The 12,645-nt window shown below is 66.2% G+C and carries 13 protein-coding genes; 10 read left to right on the top strand and 3 right to left on the bottom strand.

The window, feature by feature from the left end:
• The first annotated feature begins 34 nt into the window (after window positions 1-34).
• The 8 genes from radA (at window position 35) to CT3_RS00890 (ending at window position 7,042) form a co-directional block, all read left to right on the top strand.
• Window positions 35-1,420 (top strand): DNA repair protein RadA, encoded by a 1,386-nt coding sequence (gene radA, locus CT3_RS00855; protein ID WP_066538779.1) that lies wholly within the window; start codon window positions 35-37, stop codon window positions 1,418-1,420.
• Between the two features lie 189 nt (window positions 1,421-1,609).
• On the top strand, window positions 1,610-2,062 hold the full coding sequence (locus tag CT3_RS00860) for a glycerate kinase (RefSeq protein ID WP_066538781.1): 453 nt from the start codon (window positions 1,610-1,612) through the stop codon (window positions 2,060-2,062).
• Between the two features lie 178 nt (window positions 2,063-2,240).
• A complete protein-coding gene (locus tag CT3_RS00865; RefSeq protein WP_066538784.1) occupies window positions 2,241-3,179 on the top strand; it encodes a branched-chain amino acid transaminase in 939 nt (312 codons plus the stop codon).
• A gap of 31 nt (window positions 3,180-3,210) precedes the next feature.
• Window positions 3,211-3,420, top strand: coding sequence for a zinc-finger domain-containing protein (locus CT3_RS00870; RefSeq protein WP_066538786.1), 210 nt, complete (start codon window positions 3,211-3,213; stop codon window positions 3,418-3,420).
• Complete coding sequence (locus tag CT3_RS00875; protein WP_227657846.1) at window positions 3,410-4,318, top strand: glycosyltransferase family 2 protein; 909 nt, start codon at window positions 3,410-3,412, stop codon at window positions 4,316-4,318. The genes CT3_RS00870 and CT3_RS00875 overlap by 11 nt, the downstream gene beginning before the upstream one ends.
• A 15-nt stretch (window positions 4,319-4,333) precedes the next feature.
• Window positions 4,334-5,107, top strand: a complete 774-nt coding sequence (locus CT3_RS00880; protein ID WP_225608810.1) for a glycosyltransferase family 2 protein — start codon at window positions 4,334-4,336, stop codon at window positions 5,105-5,107.
• A gap of 136 nt (window positions 5,108-5,243) precedes the next feature.
• Window positions 5,244-6,401, top strand: coding sequence for an O-antigen ligase family protein (locus CT3_RS00885; RefSeq protein WP_193761056.1), 1,158 nt, complete (start codon window positions 5,244-5,246; stop codon window positions 6,399-6,401).
• Complete coding sequence (locus CT3_RS00890; RefSeq protein ID WP_066538793.1) at window positions 6,398-7,042, top strand: YrbL family protein; 645 nt, start codon at window positions 6,398-6,400, stop codon at window positions 7,040-7,042. Before CT3_RS00885 ends, CT3_RS00890 begins: the two co-directional genes overlap by 4 nt.
• A 48-nt stretch (window positions 7,043-7,090) precedes the next feature.
• On the opposite strand, the gene CT3_RS00895 is transcribed toward CT3_RS00890, so the two are convergent.
• The 3 genes from CT3_RS00895 to CT3_RS00905 form a co-directional block, all read right to left on the bottom strand.
• Window positions 7,091-8,338 (bottom strand): HAMP domain-containing sensor histidine kinase, encoded by a 1,248-nt coding sequence (locus CT3_RS00895; RefSeq protein WP_066538795.1) that lies wholly within the window; start codon window positions 8,336-8,338, stop codon window positions 7,091-7,093.
• A 13-nt stretch (window positions 8,339-8,351) separates the two neighbouring features.
• Window positions 8,352-9,080, bottom strand: a complete 729-nt coding sequence (locus tag CT3_RS00900; RefSeq protein ID WP_066538796.1) for a response regulator — start codon at window positions 9,078-9,080, stop codon at window positions 8,352-8,354.
• A 235-nt stretch (window positions 9,081-9,315) separates the two neighbouring features.
• On the bottom strand, window positions 9,316-10,686 hold the full coding sequence (locus CT3_RS00905; RefSeq protein WP_066538798.1) for an AmpG family muropeptide MFS transporter: 1,371 nt from the start codon (window positions 10,684-10,686) through the stop codon (window positions 9,316-9,318).
• Between the two features lie 107 nt (window positions 10,687-10,793).
• Between CT3_RS00905 and CT3_RS00910 the strand changes: the two genes are divergently transcribed.
• Both CT3_RS00910 and CT3_RS00915 read left to right on the top strand, forming a co-directional pair.
• A complete protein-coding gene (locus CT3_RS00910) occupies window positions 10,794-11,537 on the top strand; it encodes a helix-turn-helix domain-containing protein (protein WP_083520501.1) in 744 nt (247 codons plus the stop codon).
• Window positions 11,538-11,690: 153 nt separating this feature from the next.
• Window positions 11,691-12,635: a DMT family transporter gene (locus CT3_RS00915; RefSeq protein ID WP_066538800.1), complete on the top strand. Its 945-nt coding sequence runs from the start codon at window positions 11,691-11,693 to the stop codon at window positions 12,633-12,635.
• Window positions 12,636-12,645: the final 10 nt, after the last annotated feature.

Genomic DNA, 12,645 nt, shown 5'->3' on the forward strand with positions numbered 1-12,645 from the left:
CCAGGCCGGGCGCCCGCCGCTATAGTCGCTGCCCATGGCCAAGGACAAAACCATCTACACCTGCAACGCATGCGGCGGTACCACGCCGCGCTGGCTGGGCAAATGCCCGAACTGCGGGGCGTGGAACAGCCTGATCGAGACCGTGCCCGACAGCGCGTCCGGCGGCAAGAACCGCCTGAGCGCCCCCCAGGGCTATGCCGGTCTGGCCAATGCCCAGCCGGTGACGCCGCTGGCGGCCATCGAGGCGCAGGATGTGGCGCGCACGCCCAGCGGCATCGAGGAACTGGACCGCGTGCTGGGCGGCGGGGTGGTCGAAGGCGGGGTGGTGCTGATCGGCGGCGATCCGGGCATCGGCAAATCCACGCTGCTGCTGCAGGCCATGGACGCGCTGCAGCGCGCCGGTCTGCCCACCCTGTATGTGACCGGCGAGGAGAGCGGGGCCCAGGTGGCGATGCGTTCGCGCCGGCTGGGCATCGACGGAAGTCAGGTCAACCTGCTGGCCGAGATCCAGCTGGAGAAGATCCTGGCCACGGTGGAGGCCACGCAGCCGGCCGTGGTGGTGATCGACTCCATCCAGACCGTGTATTCCGACCAGCTCACCAGCGCCCCCGGCTCGGTGGCGCAGGTGCGCGAATGCGCGGCGCACCTGACGCGTATGGCCAAGAGCACCGGGGTGACCGTGATCCTGGTGGGCCATGTGACCAAGGAGGGCGCGCTGGCCGGCCCGCGTGTGCTGGAGCACATGGTGGACACGGTGCTGTACTTCGAGGGCGACACCCACAGTCCGCACCGCCTGGTCCGCGCCATCAAGAACCGCTTTGGTGCGGTGAACGAGATCGGCGTGTTCGCCATGACGGAAAAAGGCCTGAAGGGGGTGAGCAACCCCAGCGCCATCTTCCTGAGCCAGCACACCGAGCCCGTGCCTGGCAGCTGCGTGCTGGTCACGCTGGAAGGCACGCGCCCGCTGCTGGTGGAGATCCAGGCGCTGGTCGACGGCGGCGGCCCCTCGCCACGGCGCCTGTCGGTGGGCCTGGACAAGGACCGCCTGGCCATGCTGCTGGCCGTGCTCAACCGCCATGCCGGGGTGGCCTGCGCCGACCAGGATGTGTTTGTCAACGCCGTGGGCGGGGTGCGCATCGGCGAGCCGGCGGCCGATCTGGCGGTGATGCTGTCCATCACCAGCAGCCTGCGCGGCAAGGCCCTGCCCAAGGGCTTTATTGCCTTTGGCGAAGTCGGCCTGGCCGGTGAGGTGCGGCCGGCGCCGCGCGGTCAGGATCGGTTGAAGGAGGCCGCCAAGCTGGGCTTCACGGTGGCCGTGGTGCCCAAGGCGAACGCGCCCAAGAAGGCGATTGCCGGCCTGAAGATCCACACCGTGGAGCGCGTGGACGAGGCCATGCAGATCGTGCGCGGACTGGAATAAGCGCGGCGCATTGAAAAAAACAGGAGCGGCTTGCGCTGAGCGGGCAAGCTGTTGCAGGCAAAAAGCCCCGAAATTTCGGGGTGCGATAGGCGGCTGTGTTGTGGCCGTCCACCCTGCAAGGCGGCATAACCCCACGGCTACGCACTGCCCGCAGCCAGGGGAAATGCCCCCTGTTGGACAATACGGCGCATGAATTTTCGCAAGTTTGTGGTGCCAGTGGGTCTGGCCATTCTGTTTTACGCGGCCCACCGCTCCTATGGCTGGATGGGCGTGGCGGCCGTGGGTGGCGGCACGGTGATGTGGCTGCTGCTGCACTTCACCCGGCTGATGACCATTGTGCGCCGTGCCTCCAACCAGCCCATCGGCTATGTGGGCAGCGCCATCATGCTGAACGTCAAGCTCAAGCCCAAGGTCAGCCTGATGCATGTGATCGCCATGACACGTTCGCTGGGCCAGCGCATGTCGAAGGAAGGTCAGGATCCGGAAATCTTCCGCTGGACCGACGGCACCAACTCCCATGTCACCTGTGAATTCGTCGGCGGCCGCCTGATGAAGTGGACGCTGCAGCGCCCGCCGCAGCCCGAAGCCACGGCCACCGATGCTGCGCAGGCTCCTGCTGCCCTGCCTCCTGTGGCTCACTGAGCCCTGGGCTTTACCCCCTGTGCCGGCCTGAGGGCCTGCGCCGGGAGGGCGCTGCGTGGGCGGCATCTGGGGCCTTGCTTGGCGTACTGCACCGCGTACCGGGGCAAATGGCGCTTGCGGGCCTAAAATGGCGGTTTCGCCCGCAAACCCCTTTCCCTGAAGCACGCCAAGGAGTGGTATGAGCCCCGTAGTTCCCTCGATGTCCGACCGTGATGGCAAGATCTGGATGGATGGCCAGATGGTGGAGTGGCGTGACGCCAAGGTCCACGTACTGACCCACACGCTGCACTACGGCTGCGGCGCCTTCGAAGGCGTGCGTGCCTATGACACCGCCCAGGGCACGGCCATCTTCCGCCTGGAAGACCATACCAAGCGCCTGTTCAACAGCGCCAAGATCCTGCGCATGCAGATCCCGTTCACCCAGGAACAGGTGAACCAGGCCCAGGTGGACGTGGTCAAGGCCAACCAGCTCCAGTCCTGCTACCTGCGCCCGCTGACCTGGATTGGCGACCGCAAGCTGGGCGTGAGCCCCAAGGGCAACAGCATCCACCTGATGGTGGCGGCCTGGGCCTGGGGTGCCTACCTGGGCGAAGAAGGCATGCAGCGCGGCATCCGCGTGAAGGTGTCGAGCTTCACCCGCCACCATGTGAACATCACCATGAGCCAGGCCAAGGCGGTGAGCAACTACACCAACTCCATCCTGGCCAACACCGAAGCGCTGGACGATGGCTACGACGAAGCCATCTTGCTGGATGCGGCCGGCTTTGTGTCCGAAGGTTCGGGCGAGAACATCTTTGTGATCAAGGACGGCGTGGTCTATACGCCTGACCTGTCCGCCGGCGCCCTGAACGGCATCACCCGCAACACCGTGTTCCACATCTGCAAGGATCTGGGCCTGGAAGTGGTGCAAAAGCGCATCACCCGTGACGAGTTGTACATCGCCGACGAAGTCTTCTTCACCGGCACGGCCGCCGAAGTGACGCCCATCCGCGAAGTGGACCGCCTGCCCATCGGCGAAGGCCGCCGTGGCCCCCTCACTGAAAAGATTCAAAACGCGTTCTTTGACATCGTCAACGGACGCAATCCCAAATACACCCACTGGTTGACCCGGGTGTAAATTCCGCCCCACCGAGAGAGAGACACCGAATATGAGCACGACTGCCGTTGTAGAACTGGCCGCCAAGGATTTGAATGCCCAAGGCGGCGTCTACTGCCCCAGCCCCAAGGCCGACATGAAGCTGTGGAACAGCCACCCCAAGGTCTACCTGGATGTGGCCCATACCGGCCAGGCCAAGTGCCCCTACTGCGGCACGACCTACCGCCTGAAAGAGGGCGAGGTGTTTGCGGGTGGCCACTGATCACATCCTGGCGTCCGACGACAGCGCTCCCGCGGAGCGCTGTTTCGCTTTGGATGCCGTCACCGCCGTCATCGTGACCTTCAACAGCGCGCACTGTGCCGAGGCACTGGGCGCGCAGCTGGCGGATTGGCCGCATGTCATCGTGGTGGACAACGGCAGCGCCGACGACACGCCGGCCCGTATCCGTGCGGCCCTGCCGCAGGCCCAGGTGCTGGAGCTGGGGGAGAACCGGGGATTTGGTGCGGCCAACAATGCCGCCTTGCACCAGGTCCGGACCCCTTTTGCGCTACTGATGAATCCGGACTGCGCGGTGATGGCCGCCGATGCACAGGCGCTGCTGGCATCCATGGCCGATTGGCCGCACGCGGCCATCATGGCACCGCAGCTGGTGGGTGGTGATGGTGGCAAACAGGTCAACTACGGCTGGGTACGCCACCTGTGGGCGTCCAAGGGCCCGGCTGCCGAGGGCGTGACCTGTGTCGGCAACGCCTGCGGTGCGGCCATGCTGCTGCGTTTGAACGCCATGCCCACGCGCGACTGGTTCGACACGCGCTTTTTCCTGTACTACGAAGACGAAGACCTGTGTCTGCGCCTGTTGCAGGCCGGCAAGCCTGTGCTGATCGAGCCGTCCGTGCACGTGGCCCATGCCAACCGCGGGTCGGTGCGCGGTCCACGTCCGCTGAGCGTGGAATACGGGCGTGGCTACCACCATGCCCGCTCCAAGGTGCTGTTCACGGCCAAGCACCAGGGGCATGCGGCGGCCATCGAGCACCGCCGCCGTGCCCTGTGGGGCGCCGTGGGCTTGCTGGCCCTGCGTGTCTTTGCACCGTCGCCCAAGCATGTGGCGCGGGTGTGGGGGCGTGTCGTGGGCCTGTGGTCTGCGCCGGTGCAATACTGAAGAATGGACGCGCGGATGAGCCGATTGAGCATTGTGGTGCTGACCTTGAACGAGGCGCACAACATCGAAGCCTGCCTGCGCAGCGCCCAGGGCGTGGCCGACCAGATTCTGGTGGTGGACAGCGGCAGCCAGGATGCGACTGTGTCTCTGGCCCAGGGACTGGGCGCCGAGGTGGTGGCGTACCCGGACTGGCAAGGGTTTGGCGAACAGCGCAGCCGCGCACTGCAGCATGTACGGGCGGACTGGGTGTTCTTTCTGGATGCCGATGAGCGCCTGACCCCGGCACTGGCCGACGAAATCCGCCAGGTGGTGGCAGGCAACGCAGAAGCCGTCTGGGAAGTGGAGTGGGAGCAGATGGCCTACGGGCAGTCGCTGGGGCGCATGCGTGGCACCGGCGGCGTGGCACGGCTGTTTCCGATGCGGGTGCTCGAAGGCTTCAGCGGTGCGGTGCATGAAGGGGCGGTGCTGCGCACTGCAGTACCCACCCGGCATCTGCGCCAGCGCCTGCCGCATTTCTCGCGTGAAACCATTTATGGCAGCTTGGTGAAGCTGGCGCAGTATGTCCAATTGGGCGCGCTGAAACGGCACCAGGCGGGAAAGCGCGGTGGCGTTCTGCGCGGTCTGGGCTCCGGTATTGCCAATTTCACCCGCCTGTACGTCTTTCAGCGTGGTTTTCTGTGCGGTCGCGCAGGGTTTCTCTATAGTTTTTTTGTCGGGCTGGAATGTTTCTTCCGCTACGTGGCGCTGGAAGTGGACCGCGACCAACTGAAGAAGCCGGTGCGGCGTTGATATGTGTTCGGTGTGCAAAGCATGCGCCGCTGGAGCGCGTGCCTAAGGGTTTATGCAGCCAAAGTTGATTTCCTCGCGCCTGGAGACAGGTGCCCAGTGGATGCTGGTCGCCGCGTTTCTGTTTTTTCCTGCGGCCATGGCATTGGGCAATATCGCCATGCTGCTGACGGGCCTGTTGGCGCTGCTCAGCGGGGTGTTGTGGCGTGAACGCAGTACATGGCGCCGTGCGCCGTACCCCTGGCTGATGCTGGGCCTGTATGGCGTGGTGTTGCTGGGCGGCCTGTGGAGCAGTGCTCTTTGGGGCGACATTCAACTGAACTACACCAAGTACATCAAGCTGCTGCTGGGGGCGGTGTTCTTTGTCCTGCTGGCTCAGCCGCAGTGGCGCACACGGTGCCTGCAGGCGTTCAGTGCCTGCATGCTGTTCATTCTGGTGTCGGTCTACGCCAACATCTGGCTGCAGCTGCCATGGTCGAAGACCCAGAATCTGGGCTGGGGCGTGGACCACACGGTGATTGGCGACTACATCACGCAGAACATCATGATGTCGTTCTTTGTGGTGCTGGCGCTGTGGTACGGCAAGAATGCTCCCCGGTTGTCCCTGCGGCTGCTGGCCGCGGCAGTGGCCTTGCTGGCGGCCGTGGCCATCACCCAGTTATCGCTGGGGCGCACCGGCTATGTGCTGTTGATGCTGGGCGTGAGCAGCTTTGTGTTCTTTGCACTGAAAGGCTATCAGCGCTGGCTGGCACTGCTCACCATTGTGGTGGCAGCGGGCGGTGCCTACGCCGTGTCTCAGACGGCCCAGGATCGCGTGCATCTGGCGATTGCCGAAGCCCGCGACAGTGAGAAGATGGAGATCACCAGCATTGGTGGCCGCATCAATTTCTGGAAGCACACCTGGGAGCTGGTGCAGCAAAAGCCGCTGACCGGTTGGGGCACCGGCAGCTACCACGATGAATGGTGCCGTCATGTGACGGAACCCGGGTGGTGTGATTTCGGCGACCGCCACCCCCACAACCAGTATCTGTTGTTCTGGATGGAAAACGGCCTGATTGGCGTGTTGCTCTTCATCGGCATCCTGGCGGCCACGGCCCATTCCGTCTGGCGTGATGACCGCTGGCGTCCGGTGGTGCTGAGCTTCCTCGTGATCCTGGCAACCAACAGCCTGATCAATGTGTCGCTGTGGAGCTCGCGCGAGAGCCATTTCTTCACCATGATGCTGAGCTTGCTGGCAGCGCAGGCCTATTTTGGAACGCGGCAAACGTCTGTCGCCTTAGAGAAGGACCGAATGTGATTGTGGATGTGAGCCGCCTGTCCCTGCTGGGCGAAGGAACCGTGAAGCGTGTCTATGCCCTGCCCGATGATGACGGCAAGGTGCTCAAGCTGATCCGCCCCGAGCTGGTGGCGCCGGACGGGGGCTTCGCCAAACATGGCCGGCTCAAGCGTGCGTTTGCCCAGGGTGTGTACCGGCAGTTCCGGCGCGAGATCATCCAGTACCTGCAGCTGTCCAAGGCGGCGTACCACCAGCAGACCACCTTCTTTCCGATGGAAACGCCGTATGGGCTGGTGCCCACGACCCAGGGCCTGGGCCTGGTGACCGAAAAAATCCTCGGCCCGGACGGCCTGCCCCAGACGCTCGAAGCGCTCGCTGCCGCCGGCGCGCTGGAGGCCAAGCACTACACCGCGCTGGAGCAGTTCTTCGATGCCTGTGCAGACCTGCACCTGGTGTTTGGGGAAGTGAATGTGGCGGGCTTGATGTACACCGAATCGCGCTCGGGCGGGCCGGAGTTCGTGCTGGTGGACGGGATTGGCGAGAAGCTGCTGATTCCGGTGCGCAGCTGGTTCAAAAGCGTCAACACCAGCTATGTGCGCAAGGTGCAGCGCCGTCTGATGGGGCAGGTGCAGGCCCTGGTACAGGCGGCTGCGCAGGCCTGAAGAAAAGACACAGCCCTGCCGGAGCAGGACTGTGCATGTGCAGGCGGCTTACAGCGGAAGCCGCAATTCAAAGCACGCGCCTGCTGCACCGTCGGTGCGGTCGGTGGCGCGCACCGTGCCGCCATGGCGTTCGGCAATCGATCGCACCAGCGACAGGCCCAGGCCCACGCCACCCGAGCGTTCGCTGGCCCCGGGCAGGCGGTAGAACTTCTCGAAAATGCGTTCGCGCTGCGCGGCCGGCACACCGGGGCCGTGGTCCTGCACCCGGATCAGAGCCATGTCGCCTTCCTGCGCCAGGGTCAGCGTGATATCGCCGTGGCTGTAGCGGCGGGCATTTTCCAGCAGATTGCGCACGGCACGGCGCAGCAGCTTGGCAATGCCCTGCACCTCCAGCGGGCTGGTGCCTTGCAGGTCCAGCTCGGCTTCCACGCGGGCGCATTCCTCGGCGGCCAGACCGATCAGGTCCACCGATTCGGGTGTGCCCACATCGGTTTCCTTGGATTCCAGGCGGCTGGCCAGCAGGATTTCGTCCACCAGCTGGTCCAACTCTCCGATGTTGCGCAGGATCTCGGCCTTGGCACTGGCTGACGGCTGGCCATCGCCCATCAGCTCCAGGCCCATGCGGATGCGCGTCAACGGCGAGCGCAGCTCGTGCGAGGCATTGGCCAGCAAGGTCTTGTGCGAGGTCACCAGGGTTTCGATGCGCTCGGCGGCGGCATTGAACTGGCGGGCCAGGTCGGCCACTTCGTCATCGCCCTTGGTGGCCACGCGCACGGACAGATCGCCCTCGCCGAAGCGCTGCACGCCGCGCTGCAGGTTCTCCAGGCGTTGCAGCAGGCGGCGGATGATGGGGAACACCCCCACGGCCACCGCGACACCCACCAGGGCCAGCATCCACAGAAAGCCGAAAGGCGGGCTGAGCCAGAAAGCCGCGTAGCCGCCAGGGGGCGGGCGGCCGCCATGGGGGCCGCCGCCGCGCTCGTTGCGGTCACCCCGGTCGGGGCGGGGGGCCATGTGCAGCTGCAGCAAATCCCCGTCGGGCGTGACGATGTCGAACAGCACCCCTTCCTGTGGGGGTGTCGGCGCGCGCGTGGCACTGCCCTGGGCAATGACTTTGCCGTCCGGATCGGTCAGCACCAGCTCGCGGGCGATCTGGTTCACCTGGGTCTGGTTGCGGGCATTCTGTTCCGCGGCCTCTTTCCAGGCCCAGCCGACCAGCAGGGTCAGAATCGCCACGCCCAGCACCACGGCCAGCCAGATGCGCAGGTACAGGCGCTGGGAGAAAGCCTTGAACATGGTGGCAGCCCCTTCAGTCCTGCTGCTTGGCGAAGACGTAGCCCACGCCGCGCACGGTCAGGATGCGTTTGGGGTTCTTGGAATCCGCTTCAATGGCCGCACGGATGCGGCCCATGTGCACGTCGATGGAGCGGTCAAAGGCTTCCAGTTCGCGGCCACGCACGGCCTCCATGATCTGGTCGCGGGTCAGCACCCGGCCGGCGCGCTCGGCCAGGGCCACCAGCAGGTCGAACTGGTAGCTGGTCAGTTCGCAGGGCTGGCTGGCCACGGTGACGGTGCGGGCATCGCGGTCGATCTCCAGCGAACCAAAGCGCAGCGCTGGAATGGGCTGGCTGGCCGGGGCGCCTTCGCTGCCGCGGCGGCGCAGGATGGCGCGGATGCGGGCCAGCAGCTCGCGTGGCTCGAAAGGCTTGGGCAGGTAGTCGTCGGCGCCCATTTCCAGGCCGATCACCCGGTCCATGGGGTCACCCTTGGCGGTCAGCATCAGCACCGGTACCTTGGCGGCCACGCCGGGCAGGGCACGCAGGCGGCGGCAGACCTCCAGGCCGTCCATGTCGGGCAGCATCAGATCCAGGATCACCAGATCGGGCAGCTCGGACGGATCGCTGGGCTGCAGGCGTTCCAGTCCGCTGGTGGCGTCGGCGCAGTGGATGACGGCCAGGCTGTTCTGGCCCAGATACTCGCTGACCATCTGGGCCAGGCGGGCATCGTCTTCGATCATCAGCAGGGTGTGGGTGCTCATGGTGGGAGAGTGTAGGCAGTCGGGTGCTCATGGGGAGCGCGATGGCCCCAGCATGGCGGCTGCGCGTCACACGCGCTTGTCCTGTATGTAAAGCGCAGGTAAACCTGTGGCTGTGATCTGCCGATCGGAGGGGCCTGACAGCGTCGCTGGCCGTCCACCCGGCCCGCGCAGACGCGCACCGTGTCCTGTCAACGGCTTCCGTACGCCGCAGCCGGTGGCTGAAAGCCCGTCTGCGTCACGCCTTGGTGCGCAGGGTGACGCGGGATGCCAGCGCCACCAGCAGCAGCACCGGCAGGCCCAGGGCTGCCGTGCTGATGAAGAAGCTGCTGTAGCCATGGGCGTCGACAAACGCGCCGGAAAAGCCGGCCAGCCACTTGGGCGCCAGCATCATCATGGAGCTGAACAGCGCGTACTGCGTGGCCGAATACTGTACATTCGTCAGGCTCGACAGGTAGGCAATGAAGGCCGCCGAGGCAATGCCGCCGGCCAGGTTGTCGGCGCTGACCACCAGGGTCAGACCGGCCACATCGTGGCCCCGTGTGCTCAGCCAGGCAAACAGCAGGTTGCTGGCGGCCGACAGCACGGCACCCAGCATCAGCACCCGCATCACGCCGATGCGCATCGAGATCACCCCGCCGATGAAGGCGCCCAGCAGCGTCATGATGACGCCGAAGACTTTGCTCACCGTGGCCACCTCGGCCTCGCTGTAGCCCATGTCCACGTAAAAGGGGTTGGCCATGATGCCCATCACCACATCGCTGATGCGGTAGATGCCGATCAGCGCCAGGATCAGAATCGCCTGCCCGCCGTAGCGGCGCACAAAGTCGGCAAACGGGGCCACCAGGGCTTCACGCAGCCATTCGCCCAGGTTGCGCGCTGGTGTCAGCGCGCGCGCAGCAGGTTCGGGCGACAGCAGCACGGTGAACACGCCCACCAGCATGCTGGCCGCCATCACGCCATAGGCCAGCTGCCAGGCGGCATGCACATAGGCAGCCTGTTCCCCATGCAGGGCTGCGGCCACCAGCCACAGCGCGCCCGCGCCGGCCCAGATCATCGCCAGCCGGTAACCCGTCTGGTAGGTGGCGGCCAACGCCGCCTGGCGCTCGGCGTCGGCCGATTCAATGCGGTAGGCATCCAGCGCAATATCCTGGGTGGCCGAACCAAACGCCACAGCCAGTGCGCACCAGACCATGCGGTTCAGATCCTGCTGCGGATCGGTGAAGGCCATGCCCAGCAGCCCGCCCACCACCAGCATCTGGGCCAGCAGCAGCCAGCTGCGCCGGCGCCCCAGCCAGCCGTTCAGCACCGGCAGCGGCAGTCGGTCGACCAGCGGTGACCACACCCATTTGAAGGCATAGGCCAGGCCCACCCAGCTCATGTAGCCGATGGTGGAGCGGTCGATGCCGGCCTTGCGCAACCAGAAAGAGAGCGTGCCCAGCACCAGCAGCAGCGGCAGGCCAGCCGAAAACCCCAAGGCCAGCATGCGCAGGCTGGCCGGTTCGGCATAGACGCGCAGCGTCTGTCCCCAGCTACGGCGCGGGACAGCGGTCGAGGGGGGCGAAGGCGTGGCGGCGGTGGACGCAGGGGAGGTGGACGGTTCGGTCATGGGCAGGCGAAAAGGGCGCAGAGCCAGGAAGGGCTGAGAACCATTATCCCGCGATGGTGGCCGTCTGCCGTGCGCGCTACCATGGCAGTTCACACCTGCGCACTGCCATGGCCGATCCCAGCACCGTCTCCGCCCTTGTGGACTCCAGCGCCGCCCCGTCGCAAGACGGCGGCCGGCTGGATGCGCCCGCCTGGTCGGTGCGGCGCTACAGCGGGGAACACCAGTCCCATGCCCACGACCATGTGCAAATCCTCTATGCGCTGCAAGGCCGCATGGAGCTGGAGCTGAACGGCCACGCCGGCTATGTGGACGCTGCCAGCGGCATGCTCATTCCCGCTGGCGCCAGCCACGGCTATCTGGCCCAGGCCCACACCCAGGTGCAGGTGATCGATCTGCCCGCCGGCCCTGGCCTGGATCGCATCCGCCGGTTTGCGGTGCCGGCTCGGCTGCGCGCTCCGGCGCTGGCACGCCACCCGCTGTCTGCTGCCGCCCAGCTGGCGCTGGTGCTGGACGCGCCCAGCCTGTTGCACCGCCGTACGGTCGACTTGGCCTGGTTGACCCAGCAGGTGCAGGCCGCCCTGCATGCCGACTGGCCCACGGCCCGGCTGGCGGCGCTGTGCCATCTGAGCGTGCCCCAGTTCCACAGCCGCTTTGTGGAACTGGTCGGCCAGCCGCCGCAGTCCTGGCTGCGCGGCCTGCGGCTGGATGCGGCCGAGGCCCAGCTGGCCCGGGGCCAGCCCCTGGAGACCACGGCCCTGCGCTGCGGCTACCGCACGGCCAGTGCCCTGGCCTATGCCTTGCGGCGCGAACGCCAGGTGAGCGCGCGCAGTCTCCGGGCCGCTCAGCGCTGAGCGCAGCGGTGCGGGAGTGGCGTTGGCTGGTGGCGGCAGCGTGGGGCCTCTTGGTGACGGGACACAGTGCAGCATGGACATGTATACGCCCTGCACGGCAGAACCAGTGTTGCTCGACAGTTGCCGGGACGCTGCGGCGGCATCATTTGAAGCATGAGCTCTTCTTCTGCTTCTTCTTCGGTCTGGGGTGTGGCCCTGGTGTCGGTGGCGTCCATGCTGTGGGGCACCACCGGTACGGCGCAAAGCCTGGGTGCCCAGGGGCTGTCGCCGTTCTGGGTGGGAGCGGCACAGCTGGCCGTGGCCAGCACCTTCTTTGCGCTGGTGCTGTGGGTGACACGGCGCAGTGCGCCGACCGGACAACCGCTGCTGCCAAGGCCCTCTTTGCTGGGTATGCCGGCGCGCTGGTTCTGTCTGGCATCGGCCGGTACCGCCGGCTACAGCATCAGCTTCTATGCGGGCGTAAAGCTGGCCGGGGTCGGCGTAGGCACGGCTGTGGCCATTGGCAGTGCACCCATCTGGGCCGGCCTGATCCAGGCCGTGCTACTTCGCCAGCCCCTGTCGCTGCTGTGGTGGTTGGGCACGGGCGTGAGCGTGGCCGGCGGTGTGGCCATGGTGCTGAGCAAAGGGGGCGGCACGGGTGCGCTGTCGCTACCCGGCCTGCTGCTGTGCCTGCTGGCCGGGCTGTCGTACGCGTCCTATGCCCTGGTCAATAAGCGCCTTGTCAGCAAAGTGCCTACCCGGCTGGTGAACCTGTATGTGTTCAGCGGCGCCGCGGTGCTGGCGGCGCCCGTGGCGCTGCTGCTGGCCGGGGTGCCGCGGTTTACCGCGTCGTCGTTGATGGTGGTGGTCTACCTCGGGCTGGTGGTCTCCGGCCTGGCCTATGTGCTGTTTTCCAATGGGCTGCGCCATATCTCCGGACCGACCGGTGTGACATTGACGCTGATCGAGCCGGTGGCCGCCTTTCTGCTGGCGGTGTGGATCGTGGGCGAACACCAGCCGCTGGCCTCCTGGCTGGGGCTGCTGGCGGTGCTGGCCGGACTGATGGTGGTGATCGGTGCCGAGGTGCGTGGCGCGCGGCGCAAGCTGGCGCTGGTCTGAGCCACCTCGC

The organism is Comamonas terrigena NBRC 13299 (genome assembly GCF_006740045.1).
GTDB classification, from domain to species: domain Bacteria; phylum Pseudomonadota; class Gammaproteobacteria; order Burkholderiales; family Burkholderiaceae_C; genus Comamonas; species Comamonas terrigena.